This is a genomic window from Vibrio sp. YIC-376, from assembly GCF_052353105.1.
Taxonomy (GTDB): Bacteria; Pseudomonadota; Gammaproteobacteria; order Enterobacterales; family Vibrionaceae; genus Vibrio.
In genome coordinates this window covers 50,812-65,394 of record NZ_JBBWFK010000013.1, presented here as the reverse complement: position 1 = coordinate 65,394, position 14,583 = coordinate 50,812, and the positions used below count along the sequence as shown (strand labels likewise).

At 44.9% G+C, this 14,583-nt stretch carries 16 protein-coding genes and 1 other RNA gene; 7 read left to right on the top strand and 10 right to left on the bottom strand.

The genetic code is table 11. The annotated features are described in order from the left end of the window. Positions 1–94: 94 nt before the first annotated feature. Positions 95–727 (bottom strand): LysE/ArgO family amino acid transporter, encoded by a 633-nt coding sequence (locus tag WJM94_RS19985; protein WP_444495937.1) that lies wholly within the window; start codon positions 725–727, stop codon positions 95–97. Positions 728–858: 131 nt separating this feature from the next. On the opposite strand from WJM94_RS19985, the gene WJM94_RS19980 reads away from it, so the two are divergent. Together WJM94_RS19980 and WJM94_RS19975 are read left to right on the top strand one after the other, a co-directional pair. Continuing rightward, positions 859–1,755: a LysR family transcriptional regulator ArgP gene (locus WJM94_RS19980; RefSeq protein WP_444495936.1), complete on the top strand. Its 897-nt coding sequence runs from the start codon at positions 859–861 to the stop codon at positions 1,753–1,755. Between the two features lie 222 nt (positions 1,756–1,977). Further along, complete coding sequence (locus WJM94_RS19975; RefSeq protein ID WP_444495935.1) at positions 1,978–2,670, top strand: oxidative stress defense protein; 693 nt, start codon at positions 1,978–1,980, stop codon at positions 2,668–2,670. 65 nt (positions 2,671–2,735) lie between these two features. Here the strand turns inward: WJM94_RS19975 and serA are convergent, their stop codons facing one another. The 5 genes from serA to zapA form a co-directional block, all read right to left on the bottom strand. After that, positions 2,736–3,968, bottom strand: coding sequence for a phosphoglycerate dehydrogenase (serA, locus tag WJM94_RS19970; RefSeq protein WP_444495934.1), 1,233 nt, complete (start codon positions 3,966–3,968; stop codon positions 2,736–2,738). Positions 3,969–4,242: 274 nt separating this feature from the next. Further along, entirely contained in the window at positions 4,243–4,899 is a 657-nt protein-coding gene (gene rpiA, locus WJM94_RS19965; protein ID WP_444495933.1) for a ribose-5-phosphate isomerase RpiA, read from the bottom strand. A 58-nt stretch (positions 4,900–4,957) separates the two neighbouring features. Beyond that, a complete protein-coding gene (locus WJM94_RS19960; protein ID WP_444495932.1) occupies positions 4,958–5,551 on the bottom strand; it encodes a 5-formyltetrahydrofolate cyclo-ligase in 594 nt (197 codons plus the stop codon). Between the two features lie 3 nt (positions 5,552–5,554). Next, a non-coding RNA gene (gene ssrS / locus WJM94_RS19955) (6S RNA) lies at positions 5,555–5,739 on the bottom strand. Between the two features lie 8 nt (positions 5,740–5,747). Then, complete coding sequence (gene zapA, locus WJM94_RS19950; protein WP_444495931.1) at positions 5,748–6,056, bottom strand: cell division protein ZapA; 309 nt, start codon at positions 6,054–6,056, stop codon at positions 5,748–5,750. A 248-nt stretch (positions 6,057–6,304) separates the two neighbouring features. Here zapA and WJM94_RS19945 point away from each other — a divergent pair, with 248 nt between their 5' ends. The 3 genes from WJM94_RS19945 to WJM94_RS19935 all read left to right on the top strand — a co-directional run bounded on the left by WJM94_RS19945 (position 6,305) and on the right by WJM94_RS19935 (position 9,363). Continuing rightward, a complete protein-coding gene (locus WJM94_RS19945) occupies positions 6,305–6,883 on the top strand; it encodes a YecA/YgfB family protein (RefSeq protein ID WP_444495930.1) in 579 nt (192 codons plus the stop codon). 26 nt (positions 6,884–6,909) lie between these two features. After that, positions 6,910–8,088, top strand: a complete 1,179-nt coding sequence (gene ubiH / locus WJM94_RS19940) for a 2-octaprenyl-6-methoxyphenyl hydroxylase (protein WP_444495929.1) — start codon at positions 6,910–6,912, stop codon at positions 8,086–8,088. Positions 8,089–8,154: 66 nt separating this feature from the next. Next, positions 8,155–9,363 carry an FAD-dependent 2-octaprenylphenol hydroxylase gene (locus WJM94_RS19935; RefSeq protein WP_444495928.1) on the top strand — a complete coding sequence of 403 codons (1,209 nt, stop codon included), beginning with the start codon at positions 8,155–8,157 and terminating at the stop codon, positions 9,361–9,363. A 78-nt stretch (positions 9,364–9,441) separates the two neighbouring features. Here WJM94_RS19935 and WJM94_RS19930 read toward each other — a convergent pair whose 3' ends face one another. The 3 genes from WJM94_RS19930 to ygfZ all read right to left on the bottom strand — a co-directional run bounded on the left by WJM94_RS19930 (position 9,442) and on the right by ygfZ (position 11,717). Next, the gene (locus WJM94_RS19930; RefSeq protein ID WP_041153835.1) at positions 9,442–9,648 is read right to left on the bottom strand and encodes a DUF1107 domain-containing protein; all 207 of its coding nucleotides are present in this window, start codon (positions 9,646–9,648) and stop codon (positions 9,442–9,444) included. Between the two features lie 634 nt (positions 9,649–10,282). Next, positions 10,283–10,756: an aminoacyl-tRNA deacylase gene (locus tag WJM94_RS19925; protein WP_444495927.1), complete on the bottom strand. Its 474-nt coding sequence runs from the start codon at positions 10,754–10,756 to the stop codon at positions 10,283–10,285. After that, a complete protein-coding gene (gene ygfZ, locus WJM94_RS19920; protein WP_444495926.1) occupies positions 10,749–11,717 on the bottom strand; it encodes a tRNA-modifying protein YgfZ in 969 nt (322 codons plus the stop codon). Before ygfZ ends, WJM94_RS19925 begins: the two co-directional genes overlap by 8 nt. A 157-nt stretch (positions 11,718–11,874) precedes the next feature. Between ygfZ and WJM94_RS19915 the strand changes: the two genes are divergently transcribed. Next, positions 11,875–12,135 carry an FAD assembly factor SdhE gene (locus WJM94_RS19915; protein WP_182011201.1) on the top strand — a complete coding sequence of 87 codons (261 nt, stop codon included), beginning with the start codon at positions 11,875–11,877 and terminating at the stop codon, positions 12,133–12,135. Continuing rightward, entirely contained in the window at positions 12,095–12,529 is a 435-nt protein-coding gene (locus tag WJM94_RS19910) for a protein YgfX (protein ID WP_444495925.1), read from the top strand. The genes WJM94_RS19915 and WJM94_RS19910 overlap by 41 nt, the downstream gene beginning before the upstream one ends. Positions 12,530–12,536: 7 nt before the next feature. Here WJM94_RS19910 and nadB read toward each other — a convergent pair whose 3' ends face one another. Then, positions 12,537–14,156: an L-aspartate oxidase gene (gene nadB, locus WJM94_RS19905; RefSeq protein WP_444495924.1), complete on the bottom strand. Its 1,620-nt coding sequence runs from the start codon at positions 14,154–14,156 to the stop codon at positions 12,537–12,539. Between the last annotated feature and the right edge of the window lie 427 nt (positions 14,157–14,583).

Sequence of the window (14,583 nt, the reverse complement as noted above, 5' to 3'; positions counted from 1 at the left end):
TTAGGTATTTAAAAAGCGAGGCCTTCTTGGTCTCGCTTTTTTATGGGTGTTAGAGAAGGTGATTCACACTATGTTTAAACTTAGATGACGTGAATTATGCCCAATACTTCGTCATTAACTCACTCGCTAAAACATACGCGATGGCGAACATCATCATAGCTACAGCGATATCGATGCCTTTTTTCACCTTAGGTTTGGACAGAGTTGGACCCAATTTGGCTGCACCCAGAGACAGGGTAAAGAACCACACAAAAGAAGCCATAATGGTACCGAGAGCAAATGCTATGCGGTCATGACCTTCAAACTGGCCGCCAATGGAACCAAGAATAACGACTGTATCTAGGTATAAGTGTGGATTTAAAACCGTCACAGCAAGTGCACCTAAAATAACGGTACGTCGTCCACGTGCAATCACTTGACCTTTCGTTTCCGATTCACCTTCTGGCTTGAATGCACTTCGTAGTGACAGGTAACCATAGACGCTTAGGAATGCGATACCGCCAAGTGTAACAGCGGTAAGAAGTATTTCATTTTGAGATAAAACGGCACCACCACCGAAAATGCCCAGAGAAATAAACAGCATATCTAGAATGCTACATATAGTTGCTGTGGTGAGATGATGGTTGCGTTTAATGCCTTGATTCAAGACATACGCGTTTTGCGCCCCAATCGGAATGATCATCGATGCCCCTAACCCAAATCCCTGCAATACAACCCAAAAACTCACAATTCACCTCAAAAAATAGTCAATAAAATCACGAAGAGATGAAAGATAAAGACTTTGTTTAAATAAGTATAATTAATGATTTTAATATATTATTAGCTATGCTTATTTAACTGGATTGAAGGTTGGTTATTATGCGCGGGTTGGACTATAAATGGATTGAAGCGCTAGATGCGGTAGTCTATCAAGGCAGTTTTGAGCGCGCGGCGGAGAGCCTTTATGTATCGCAATCGGCGATATCTCAACGTATCAAGCAGTTAGAAAAGTTTCTTGCTCAACCTGTGTTGATTCGTGAACAACCACCAAAACCGACGCCAATAGGAAAGAAGCTACTGGGTTTGTATCGTCGTGTTAGGTTGCTTGAATATGAAATTCTGCCCGAGTTAAAAAATGACACCAATACTCGCCCTGTTCAGCTTTCATTAGCGACGAATGCAGACAGTTTGGCTACTTGGTTACTGCCTGCTCTGCAGAATGTGATGAAAACTCGCCAAGTTGAGTTAAAGCTAGCTATCTACGGAGAATCTCGTTCAATAGAGAAGCTGAAAAGTGGGGAGGTTGCTGGCGCTATCAGTTTGGAGTCGCAAGCGATTCCTGGTTGTCGAGCTGATTATTTGGGACGTATTGACTATGTGTGTGTAGCGAGCCCTGAATTTTATCAGCGCTATTTTTCTAATGGCGTAAATAACAAAACGCTCGCCAATGCTCCGGCGGTTTCCTACGATCAATACGATGAGCTACACAAGAAGTTTCTTACTGAGCATTTCAATGTTCGTCCTGACAGCGTTATCCATCACAATATAAGTAGTTCTGAAGCATTTTTAAAATTGGCGTTAGCTGGGGTCGCATATTGTTTGATCCCTCGTCTGCAGATCTCTGACGAATTGGAGCAAGGATTGCTGATTGATATTACACCAGGCTTCCTGATGACCTATCGTATTTACTGGCATCATTGGCAGTTGGAAACTGGTGTTTTACAGGAAATTTCTCAAGCAATAATCAGTTATGCTCAAAGCCATTTACCAAGTTAAGTGATAAAGGTATTGGTTAATCAGAGCCCAACAGTGTTGATTTGGTCGAAAATTACACTGAAATTACACAGTCAAAGTTGTGTTAGAAGTGAGCTAGGGTGGTTGGATAATCGCCAAAAGTTTCTATTATCAACACATCTATCCCCGCGACATTGATCGTTGATGACTTTATCTTGTCAGCTTTGGGATAGCTCACTTTTTTATTATGGATGGAACTCTTGAATGAAACTGTATTCGTGTTTGCTGGCTTCCGTGCTCAGCCTTACCAGTGTTTCAGCTCTTGCCAATACACCTGAATTTGCTCACGTTACTACTACGGGTTATGGCGAAGTGACTGCTGTGCCAGATATGGCGACTTTCTCAGTCAAGGTCGTGGATACCACAATGACCGCAGAGCAAGCCAAGCAGTCAGTGGACAAGACCGTTGATGAATTTCTGCAAAACCTGACAGATGCTGGCTTGTCAAAAGACAATATCACAAGCTCGAATCTCTACCTTGCTCCACAATATCATTACCCTAAATCAGGTAAAGCTGAGCTCGTAGGTTACCGTGCTTCTCGCAGTATTAATGTCACTGTGACGGATTTGGCGGATCTTAACCAATATTTAGATATGGCGATACAGGCGGGTATTAATCAGGTAGACAATATCCAGCTTAAAGTGAGCAATCAAGCGGAGTACCAACAGAAGGCGCGTATGGCAGCGATTAAAGATGCTCAAGACAGTGCTGCTTCGTTGGCATCTGGATTTGGTAAGCAGCTCGGTGATATCTGGCGCGTGAACTATAACCATAACTATCCTGCTCCGGTATTAATGCGCTCAATGGCGATGGACAGCAAGCAAAGCGCGAACAGCTATCAAGATTCTACGATGGTGATTCGAGATCAGGTCGAAGTGATTTATAAGCTCAAATAATACGAAGCTGATTAATAGAATAAAAAAGGCAGGGAATATCCCTGCCTTTGTCGTTTGTGTTCTTCTTAGTGAAGAATGCGCGCACGAATAGTGCCTTCAATACTTTTCAGTTTGGTCAGTGCTTCGTGTGAACGCTCGGTTTCAACATCGATAACAACGTAGCCGATCTCAGCTGCGGTTTGTAGGTACTGCGCCGCAATGTTGATACCTTCTTCAGCAAAAATGGTGTTGATCTGAGTAAGGATACCAGGACGGTTTTTATGGATGTGTAGCAAGCGAGAACATTCACCACCGTGCACAGGTAGAGAAACCTCTGGGAAGTTGACGCTTGAAAGCGTTGAACCATTGTCAGAGTATTTCGCTAGCTTACCTGCTACTTCTACACCGATGTTTTCTTGAGCTTCTTGTGTTGAACCACCCACGTGCGGCGTTAGGATAACGTTGTCGAATTTTTGCAGCGGCGACTCAAACGGGTCTGCGTTTGTTTTTGGTTCTACAGGGAATACGTCGATAGCAGCACCTGATAGATGACCTGATTCCAGGCTGTTACAAAGAGCAGGAATGTCTACAACAGTACCGCGTGCAGCGTTGATAAAGATTGCGCCAGGTTTCATGCGTGAAAACTCGGCTTCGCCCATCATGTTCTTAGTTTCTGGTGTTTCAGGAACATGCAATGAGATGACATCACACTTATTTAGCAGCTCGCTCATTGTATGAACTTGAGTTGCGTTACCAAGCGACAGTTTATTTTCGATGTCGTAGTAGTAAACGCGCATGCCCAGGTTTTCTGCAATGATGCCCAACTGAGTACCGATGTGGCCATAACCGATAATACCCAGACGTTTACCACGTGCCTCGTATGAGTGGTCAGCGCTCTTTTTCCAGACGCCACGATGTGCAAGTGCGTTCTTTTCAGGAATACCACGAAGAAGCAGTAGAATTTGTCCCAAAACCAATTCTGCTACGCTTCGAGTGTTTGAGAATGGAGCATTAAATACTGGAATACCAAGTTTAGCCGCTGCACCCAGATCAACTTGGTTTGTGCCGATACAAAAACAGCCAATCGAAACCAGTTTGTTTGCTGCATTAAGTACTTCTTCAGTAATGTTGGTGCGTGAGCGGATACCAATGAAGTGAACATCTTTAACGGCTTCAATCAGTTCATCTTCAGGAAGCGAACCTTTGTGATATTCGATATTGGTGTAACCAGCTGCTTCAAGAACTTCAACTGTAGAAGGGTGTAAACCTTCCAGCAAGAGGATCTTAATTTTTTCTTTATCCAGTGAAACTTTGGCCATTTTTTTCTCGTCCTTAAAATGGAAAGGTGGGCTAATATGGCGCACATTGGGCAAAACCATCAAAAAGGGGATAATTAATAGTTTTGTAGGAGGACAAACGTTTCCTTGTGCGTCTTCTGTTCAATAAAGTAACAAAAAAAAATTACTTTGGGTAAGAAAATTACGGAATAAGGAATAAATTTATTTGGAGAAAGAATGAAAAACGGTGCTTTGCAGCACCGTATGTAATGAAATAACCGAAAAATGAACCTGATAGTTGTGTTTCCTAGGTTTTTTACTCTTCGATTTTTGCACCTTCTGGTGTGCCAGTGATAACCACATCAGCACCACGATGAGCAAAAAGACCATTTGTCACAACACCAGCGATGCTGTTGATTTTGTCTTCCATTTCTTTCGGGTTGGTAATTTTCATGTTGTGTACATCTAAGATCACGTTGCCATTATCTGTGACAACACCTTCGCGGTAAGCAGGATCACCACCCAGTTTAACCAGTTCGCGAGCTACGTAAGAACGAGCCATTGGAATGACTTCTACTGGAAGAGGGAATTGACCAAGTACATCAACTGCTTTTGTATCGTCGACGATACAAACGAACTTATCAGAGATTGCTGCAACGATTTTTTCACGAGTTAGCGCTGCACCACCACCTTTAATCATGTCTCGCGTCGGGTTGATTTCATCTGCGCCATCAACATAAACATCTAGTTTAATTACGTCGTTACACTCGAATACTTCAATACCAAGCTCTTTTAGACGCTCAGTAGAAGCAACAGAACTAGAGACTGCACCTTTGATATCGTCTTTGATAGTACCTAGTGCATCGATGAAGTGATTCACGGTAGAGCCAGTGCCTACACCGACAATGCTGCCTTTTTCAACATATTTTAATGCTGCCCAACCAGCCGCTTTTTTCATTTCATCTTGAGTCATGCCAATCTCCTGAATAGATGTTCGTTAACGTTTGCGGCGTGATTATAGCGGGTAAGTGTTAGTTTTCCCATTGCCAGATTCGGCTTGGGGTCACGATCTTGGGTAGTGGAATATCCCAACTTTCAATCGGAAGACGATCAACATGCTGGCAATCGTGGGCAATACCTACGGGCACAGCACCGTCGCCGGTAGCAAACCAGCGGGAAAGTGTACGATCGTAATACCCTCCGCCCATGCCTAAACGGTGGCCAATACTGTCAAAGCCAACTAAAGGTGTGCAGATAAGATCGAGCTGACGAACCGGTATCAGATGGCGAATATCGAGCTTGGGCTCAAGAATGCCATACTTGTTGTAAACCAGTTGATCGTCACTGACATACTGGTGAAACAGTAGCTGACCTTTGGAAAATGGATGGATAACTGGCAGGTAAATCGACTTCTCTTGTTGCCATAGCCATTCGATAAGCGGCTTGGTATCTAGCTCACCATCAGCAGATAGGTAAATCGCGATATGCTGCGAGCGTTGGATTTCAGGAAGTTGAGAGAATTGTGTAACAAGATCAAGAGCTGCTTGGAACTGCGTATCGCTACACAGAGCGTTACGTTTTTCACGAATCAGTTTGCGGAAATCTTGTCGAGATAGTTGAGACATAGAGGATACCCCAGGGTGCCGTTGAGGATTGTGGCCCTTGAACCAGCTAGTTCAAGGCGGATCAGCAATGATAACCGTAGGCTTCTCGGTACATGCCAAGCTTGCTCAATAGTCATCAAGTACTAACCCTTAGGTATTGCTTATCGGCTCGGGGACTTACATCCTGCTGACGCACACCCCAGGGTAAATTTTGTATCTACTGCTGTCCTTGCGTAACTTTACTTAGTGCGTTTTCTAAAGACGCAGTGAGCTTTTCCATTCGCTCCGTCATTTCTTGCTGTTGGCCGCTCGATTCGTATGATTTGGTCTGCAATTCATAACAAATGTTTAATGCGGCAAATGTCAGTAGCTGAATTTCATTGGTTACCTTAGTACGATTGCTCATCTCTTTCAATCGGCGATCGAGATCTTTTGCCGCTGCAACGAGAGAGTCCTCTTGTCCTGCGGGACAATTTACTCGTGTTACTTTGCCTAGTATTTGAACGTCGATCGCTTGATTGCTCATGATGAATAAACTCTATATTCGCGCTATCTAAGGTGTTGCTCTATACAACTACCGAGGAGGAAACTATAGGAAAACCGCATTTAAGATTCAAGCATTTCCCATCACAGAAAGAGAAATGATGACGTGATCACACAGGAATTCGGCAAATTGAGCAAATGGTGTCCAAAATGATTTTGATAGTCGTTTCGGACGACTAGGCTTGATGGTAGGATATGTCGATACATTATTACGCAAGAATGAGCCAAGCTATGAGTGAAATCACCCTTCCTGAATACCAATCTATTGCTGCTGAGTTACAATCTGCAAGTCTGGCAGTTACACCTGCTGAGCTGCACGGTTTACTTGTCGGCATGCTAAGTGGTGGATTGGCGATTAACGATCAAACCTGGCAACCAATTTTGTTTGATTACACCAATGATGGCATGGGATGGCCAACAACGGCTCTGACATTTGCACAAAGTGTGTTCAAAGTAACCGCTGATGAACTGACTGGTTCTTCAATGGAGTTGTCTATATTACTGCCAGATGAGTCAGGCGAAGAAGGCTTGTTTGCTTTAGCCGATGGCTTATCCGATTTTGTAAACCATTTTATCTCTGGCCTTGGTTTGGCGGGTATTACGCTGAGTAAAGCGTCTGACGATGTCAAAGAAGCATTGGCTGACTTAGAAGAAATCGCCAAACTTGGTATTGATGAAGATGATGATCTTGCTGAGCAGGCACAATTGCTTGAACAAGTAATCGAACACGTTAAAGCTTGTGTACTTACTATCCATGCAGAGTTTGGTGCGCGCCCTGAAAGCAGTGACAGCAAACCAACTATCCATTAATCATTGAGTGTTCAGCAGAGGTAAGCATGAGGCAATATGATGTAGTCATTGCTGGTGGTGCTATGGCCGGGGCGACGTTGGCTCTGGCGATTGAGCATTTATCTCTCGAGACTTTGCGAATTGCTGTTGTTGAGCCATTTAAGGCTCAGTCAGATGCCCACCCAGGTTTTGATTCACGGTCGATAGCTTTGTCTTATGGCACTGTTAACCTGTTACGCCATTTACAGCTGTGGTCAGGCATTGAGCCGTTTGCTACGCCAATTGAACATATTCATGTTTCCGATCGTTCTCATGCAGGGATGACGGACATCACCAGGCAAGAGGTTGGGGTAGAGGCTCTCGGGTACGTCGTTGAATTAGCAGATGTTGGCCGTGTGTACCAGAACCTGCTTTCGAAGAGTGCTTCAATAGATTTCTTCTGTCCAGACTCTGTCACCTATATCGAGCGAGAGCAAGATCATGCCAGTGTTGAACTAAGCAGCGGTGAAAAGCTTGTCGCGAAGCTATTAGTGGCCGCCGACGGAGCGGTATCACAATGCTGCCAGCAAGTAGGGTTGGACCTCTCTGAACACGACTTCGAACAAGTTGCCGTGATTGCTAACATTTTGGCTCAGGAGCCCCATCAAGGCCGTGCGTTTGAACGTTTTACAGAGAATGGCCCTGTTGCCTTGCTGCCGATGAGTGACAATCGTATGTCGTTAGTGTGGTGTTTGCATCCTGACGAAGCGCAGGCGGTTTTAGCGCTTTCAGATAGCGATTTTCTCGCACGACTACAGCAAGATTTTGGCTGGCGTTTAGGTTCTCTGAAGAAAGTAGGACAGCGCGCAAGCTATCCTCTGTTACTGCGTCATCGTAAGCAGAACATTTCGCACCGCTTTGCTATTGTAGGCAATGCTGCTCAAACGCTTCATCCTATTGCGGGGCAAGGTTTTAACCTTGGGATCCGTGATGTCGTGTCTCTAGCTGAAGAAGTGGTCAAACAAAGTGATGACGCGGGGCGCTATCAGGGCCTAATGCGTTTTAGTCAGCGACGCGAAACCGACCGCAGTGAAACCATCTGGTTAACGAGCTCGCTCGTGCATATTTTTTCAAATGATTTACCCGCGATGCGAATCGGGCGTAATGCCGCTTTAGCCGCGATGGATAACCTTTCTATTTTTAAGCAGCCACTTCTGCGCCATACTCTTGGCTTAGTGAAACGATGATCGGTTGCAACGAATTAGATAACTATCAGTTCTTAGGTAAAATCAGTTATTAGGTAAGTAAAAGCAATGATGCAAAGTGTAGATATCGCCATCATCGGCGGTGGGATGGTTGGGTTGGCGCTTGCCGCCGCATTCAAAGACAGTGACCTGCGTATCGCTGTCATAGAAGGTAGCGTACCTGACGATAAGCTTAATGAACTACCCGATGTGCGCGTGTCTGCATTGAGTCGCTCTAGTGAAACCATATTGCGTAAGCTCGGAGCCTGGCAGGGTATCGAACAGCGCAGAGCGTCTCCATACTATGGTATGGAGGTTTGGGAACAGGATAGCTTTGCCAAAATAGAGTTTGATGCGCAAAGTATGGCGCAGCCTGATTTGGGTCATATTGTTGAAAACAGAGTAATTCAACTGGCACTGCTGGAGCAAGTTCAGAAACAGGACAACGTTACGCTGTTTATGCCAGCCCGTTGCGCCACTTTAGCGGTTGGTGAACAGGAGAGTTGGTTAACGCTGGATAATGGACAAGCGATGACGGCGAAACTGGTGGTCGGTGCGGATGGTGCGAACTCTTGGTTACGTAATCAAATGGACATTCCGCTCACTCATTGGGATTACGGTCATTGTGCGTTGGTTGCGAATGTAAAAACTGCAGAACCTCACAACAACATTGCACGTCAGATTTTCACTCCTCACGGTCCTTTAGCGTTGTTGCCGATGTCTCAAGCGAACATGTGTTCTATTGTTTGGTCGACGGAACCAAACCGAGCGGAGCAGCTACTTGCAATGGATGAGCATGATTTCAATAAAGCGTTAACCAGCGAATTTGATGTGCGACTTGGTTTGTGTGAAGTGATGGGTGAGCGTGCCGCTTTTCCATTAAAAATGCGTTATGCACGTGACTTTGTCGTAGAGCGTGTGGCGTTGGTTGGCGATGCCGCCCATACCATTCATCCACTTGCTGGACAGGGCGTAAACCTCGGGCTTCTGGATGCAGCAAGTTTAGCTCAGGAAGTCTTAACGCTGTGGAAGCAGGGGCAGGATATTGGAACTAAGCGCAACCTTCGTGCATACGAGCGCTGGCGTAAAGCCGAAGCCGCCAAGATGATTGCCGCAATGCAAGGCTTTCGTGATTTGTTCTCCGGTGAGAATCCGGCTAAGAAGTTGGTTCGTGGTATTGGCTTGAGTTTAGCGGGACAACTGCCCGGTGCGAAAGATGAGATCATGAAGCGAGCGCTTGGTTTGAAAGGACATCTACCGGAATTAGCCCGTCAGTAAAGAGTCAACCTTATTTAGGACGGTACAAGGATGCAAAAAAAGGCTGAATTATTCAGCCTTTTTATCATCGATGTTTAGCTAAGCATATGCGCATCGGAGTTTCATGATTTCCTGGTTGATCTCTTTTACCGCTCTGAAATGACGTTGTTCCGCTTTTTCAGGCAGTATCAGTTTCCCATTATCAAACTCAAACCTACCGACCCCGTAAATATAAATTCTTCCTTTAAAAAGACGACTTATATGTTTAGCAATCATACCTGGAGTATAGCGCTTAAACAGTCTCATATTTACTTTCCTTTTCTCTTACCTAGCTCAGGTTATTCTACGTTTTTGACGCGAAATTATTGTGATGGCAATACTATTCAGTACAGGTGAGATGTAACAGTTTAGATATTTGTGCTGTCACAAACAAAATGACAGGTGTATATCTTAAATAGCGTGAGGCTTACCTCAAATATCACCTATGAAGGAACATTAACTTGTTTTGCACTCCTTCTTACGTGGGGCATTAAGCAATAGTTTTGTTACAAGATTAAGAATAGAAGCAAAATGAATGTTTGCTAAATGTTTCTTTTCCAACATTCATTCCGTTTTCATATCGCTTCACACAATGTTAGATGAAAAGGTGTAGAAAAAGTTCACACAAAAAAATGCCCGCTTCAGCGGGCGAATAGTCACAGATGCATTACACAAAGTGGGATGCTGATTTAACAAATATTGTTATGGAAATCCGCGAAACCACTTTTTGTCGGCCAAGTCCTGTTGAAAACTTGACCAACACGAGCATCATATACGAGTTTTCCCCTGGTGACTATTTATGTTTTAAAAATGATTAAAAATTCTTTAGGTGATAACGTTAAATGTGATTTCGATCGCATTTTTTGCTTGTGGTTGCAATCGATTACATTGTCAGGCAGAGTTATCGGCAAATATCAGCCACAGTTGGTTGGCATAACCTTGCTAGATCAGCGATTGATAAAGCAAGTCCGGCCATTCGATCACCGCTACTGATAGTTACTTCCCTTTCTTCAAAAAGGCTCCGGTCAAATACGACAGGCATATGGCGCTTAAGTAACAGTGGTGTGACAGTGCCAATTTGATAGCCAGTAATGCTTTCAACGTCCGCTTGATCAACACAAGTCATACGCCGACATTGGAGAAGAGAACGCACTTTTTTAGGATCAACACTGCGGTCACCTGGTGCACACGCGAGTGCATAAAGATTCCCCATATCGCGCAGTAATATGGCTTTCACCATCTGGGAGGGGCGAATGCCGCGTTGTTGCGCGGCATCCTCAATGGTTGTTGCGGGTCTTTGATGCGGTAGCAATCGAAACGTTATGTTTTGTTCGGCAAGGTACTGCATCAAAGGAGTATGAATAGTTTTATTCATCGTCAAGGCTGTAAGGCAGTTCGGCGATGGTCCATTCGCATTCAGGTTGGGAAGCTAAGCGTAAGCGGGTGTCGTCATCTAAATTATTTGGCAGAACAATCAAGCCGATAGCCTGGTTGTCATTAAATTGGTAATGAGTCAGCAGAGTTCCGACTGAACGCCAGTTCTCGCCAACGCTACGTTCTAGTTCTATCGGGTCATCACTTAGGTTTGTCGCTGTTGCGCCTTTGACGATGTACATCGCACGCTTATTGGTGCCGCGGTATTTTGCACGTGCCACGGTTTCTTGCCCAGTGTAACAGCCTTTAGTAAAGCTAATGCCACCAAGAGCTTGTATGTTAAGTGCTTGTGGAATGTGCTCGTTTTGCGCAGCCGCTGGCACAAATGGCAGAGCAGAATCAATATCAAAACGACTCCACAGCTCATGACGAGTCAGTGTTGCGTCACTGCTTTCAGCCAATGATTGCGCAGCTTCACTGGTCAGTACGAGTAACCATCGGTTATCCGCGACTTTGACTGCAGTACCGCCGTTAATTCCGCGAACGTCTCCCGCGTCTTCACTCAAGCTGGCGATAAACTCATCAGCTTTGATTCCTGCAACACCAAGGATAATGTCATTTGATTCCTCGATGGTCACTTTTGAAAACACGGCGTACTTTTTAATTTCTTTTAGCTCGACTTCAATGGCTGATTTCGGCTGGATCATGCCGTAGCCATCTTGGTGATGGAACAAACGGAAAACACTCCACACTTTGCCTTTTGCGTCACAATGCGCTCCCAGCGTTGACTGATCTCGCTCAAGAGAAACCACATCGCAGGTGACCTGGCCATGCAGGTAGGATTTTTTGTCGTCACCAACCATGGTGATCATACCTAGGTTGTCCAATAATGAGATAGATAGCTCGGGTAAAGCATCCTGAGTTGAGAGGTCTAGTGCTAAAAAGCGAGTTTGCCATTCCATGATTACAATGCCTTTTGAAGATATTTTTCAGCTATGTTAATTGTAGATGAAGCATTTGTCAGCTTTAGCTATCGTATTGTGACCGGGGCACTAGTGACGTAGCACATCCCTTGTTACACTCCGGATTAACAACAAGACATCTATGAAGGAATAATGAATGTACACTCCGGAAGAAAAAGCGCGTATTAAATGGGCTTGCCGTCGTGGAATGCTTGAGCTTGATGTGGTTATTATGCCGTTTTTTGAAGAGTGCTTTGATGCGCTGAGTGAACAGGAACAGCATGATTTTGTTTCTCTGCTTGAGTGCGATGATCCTGATTTGTTCACCTGGATAATGGGACATGGCCGCAGTGAAAACCTAGGTCACGCCTCGATGGTTGATAAAATTGTCGCCCATAACCTCAGCAAAGTCCGTTAATCTTACGCTTTCTTTATCAATTACTGCCCAAGTCATTCATATCATTTTTCTCATCCTCATGACTTGGGCTGTCACCCTCTCAGACATCCCCATTGTATTATCGATTCATTTGTTATTAATGATTGCCAAGCTGTACTTTGAGCACGGCTCAGTTATTCCTGCTGGTAAAGGGCGGTGGTACGTTCATTACGATGGGACGGTCAGAAGTGAATCAGGTAAAACGCAGTTAAGAGACGTCGACATATCGGCTTTTCCTTTAAAAGTTTCTTTGAAACTGGAATCAGGTGATGATGTGACCGTTTGGCGAGACAGTTGCAGTGAGCAGCAATATCGCCAACTTGTTGTCGTATTGCGTCAGTGGGAAATGAAACAAGGAGCCGAGGCTCCTTGTTGACGGGTCATTATTCGCTTTTCTGCTTCGCAGGCACGAGAATGGTTGGCCCACTATTTTCCAATTGTTCAGGATAATCCAGGGTGTAGTGCAAACCACGGCTCTCTTTGCGTTGCATTGCACAGCGAACCATTAGTTCGGCAACTTGCAGTAGGTTACGCAGCTCAAGCAGGTTATTGGATACACGGAAGTTGCTGTAGTATTCATGTGTCTCTTGCTGCAACATTTGAATACGGCGCAATGCACGTTCTAATCGCTTATCTGTGCGTACGATTCCCATGTAGTCCCACATAAACAGTCGTAGTTCGTGCCAGTTATGCTGAATGATAACTTCTTCATCGCTGTTAGTTACCTGGCTTTCATCCCAGCAAGGGACTTTAGCCGCCAGTTTGACTTCAGACTGGTGCTTGAGAATATCCTTAGCTGCAGACCATGCGTAAACCACGCACTCTAACAGTGAGTTTGATGCCATACGGTTTGCGCCGTGCAGGCCGGTATAACTCACCTCACCAATGGCATATAAGTTTTGCAGATCGGTACAGCCATTTCTATCGACGATGACGCCACCACAGGTATAGTGCGCCGCAGGAACAATCGGGATCGGCTCTTTGGTCATATCGATACCCAAATCCATCAAACGAGAGTAGATGGTTGGGAAGTGCTTGGTGATGAAGTCTGCAGGCTTATGACTGATGTCGAGGTACATACAATCAGCACCGAGACGTTTCATTTCGAAGTCGATAGCTCGAGCAACGACATCACGCGGTGCTAACTCTTTGCGCTCATCGAAGTCTGGCATAAAACGAGAACCGTCCGGGCGGCGCAAGTATGCACCTTCACCACGCAATGCTTCCGTAAGCAGGAAGTTACGCGCTTCAGGGTGGTACAGACAGGTTGGGTGGAATTGGTTGAATTCCAAGTTTGCCACGCGACAGCCAGCACGCCACGCAATGGCGATACCATCACCAGATGAAACATCCGGGTTTGACGTGTATTGATAGACTTTTGAAGCACCACCAGTGGCAAGAACCACAAATTTCGCACGAACCGTTTCTACGTGTTCGTCGTTGCGGTTCCAAATGTAAGCACCAATCACTTTGTTTTTATCACCACCAATTTTATCTTCAGTGATAAGGTCAAGAGCGTTGTGGCGTTCAAGAACATGAATGTTTGGATGATTGTGAGCGTTGTCTTGTAAGGAAGTTTGCATTGCCATGCCAGTTGCATCGGCAGCATGAAGAATACGACGACAACTGTGGCCGCCTTCACGAGTCAGGTGGTAACGAGGTTCTTCATCCGAGTCGTCTTCTTCGCGGTCGAATGGTACACCGCCATCAATGAGCCACTGTACGCATTCTTTAGAGTGCTCTGCAATGAATCTTACGGTCTCTTCATCGCAAATACCATCGCCTGCGATTTGCGTATCTTCGACATGTGATTCGATTGTATCTGATTCATCAAACACCGCTGCGATACCGCCTTGAGCGTAATACGTAGCCCCTTCGCTGCGTGGTCCTTTACTTAGTACCATCACTTTACAGTGGTTCGCGACACGTAAAGCTAACGACAAGCCTGCAGCGCCACTCCCTACCACTAACACATCACATTCATGTTCACGATTCGTGTTCATATTACTTTCATAATCCCAAGCTAAGACAACAACGTTATCTTGTATATTATTCGCACACCATGTGCATTTTCATAAGCGTGACATCCGTCACGAAGGGCTAAGTTGGGAGGTTTATCTAAATTGCAGTTACTCTGGTGACTTGAGCCACTCTTCTTTTTGACATGCGTAGGTCAATTTCCCCGATACACACGAACATTCCCTGAGTTTTATTTGAAAACGCATTATTCAGACAGCCAACAGCCATGCAAATGAAAAGTAATAGTTTCTCAATGCCATTGCTTTTCCATGCTCTACCCAGCACAATTTGTACAGAGGACGTTTATTATACCCATTTCCCCTTAATATGCTCGTCTGACAAACTTAGATTTAAGTTAAGTAGAGTAGGGATTTGGCGCATGACATCACACTGTGAAAAAACAATGATTAA

Coding starts and splice junctions, on each gene's coding strand:
- WJM94_RS19935 (WP_444495928.1), top strand. CDS start 8,155: ATGATGCAAAGTGTAGATATCGCCATCATCGGCGGTGGGATGGTTGGG.
- nadB (WP_444495924.1), bottom strand. CDS start 14,156: ATGAACACGAATCGTGAACATGAATGTGATGTGTTAGTGGTAGGGAGT.
- WJM94_RS19930 (WP_041153835.1), bottom strand. CDS start 9,648: ATGAGACTGTTTAAGCGCTATACTCCAGGTATGATTGCTAAACATATA.
- zapA (WP_444495931.1), bottom strand. CDS start 6,056: ATGAGCAATCAAGCGATCGACGTTCAAATACTAGGCAAAGTAACACGA.
- serA (WP_444495934.1), bottom strand. CDS start 3,968: ATGGCCAAAGTTTCACTGGATAAAGAAAAAATTAAGATCCTCTTGCTG.
- WJM94_RS19980 (WP_444495936.1), top strand. CDS start 859: ATGCGCGGGTTGGACTATAAATGGATTGAAGCGCTAGATGCGGTAGTC.
- WJM94_RS19915 (WP_182011201.1), top strand. CDS start 11,875: ATGTACACTCCGGAAGAAAAAGCGCGTATTAAATGGGCTTGCCGTCGT.
- WJM94_RS19960 (WP_444495932.1), bottom strand. CDS start 5,551: ATGTCTCAACTATCTCGACAAGATTTCCGCAAACTGATTCGTGAAAAA.
- WJM94_RS19945 (WP_444495930.1), top strand. CDS start 6,305: ATGAGTGAAATCACCCTTCCTGAATACCAATCTATTGCTGCTGAGTTA.
- WJM94_RS19925 (WP_444495927.1), bottom strand. CDS start 10,756: ATGAATAAAACTATTCATACTCCTTTGATGCAGTACCTTGCCGAACAA.
- WJM94_RS19975 (WP_444495935.1), top strand. CDS start 1,978: ATGAAACTGTATTCGTGTTTGCTGGCTTCCGTGCTCAGCCTTACCAGT.
- ygfZ (WP_444495926.1), bottom strand. CDS start 11,717: ATGGAATGGCAAACTCGCTTTTTAGCACTAGACCTCTCAACTCAGGAT.
- ubiH (WP_444495929.1), top strand. CDS start 6,910: ATGAGGCAATATGATGTAGTCATTGCTGGTGGTGCTATGGCCGGGGCG.
- rpiA (WP_444495933.1), bottom strand. CDS start 4,899: ATGACTCAAGATGAAATGAAAAAAGCGGCTGGTTGGGCAGCATTAAAA.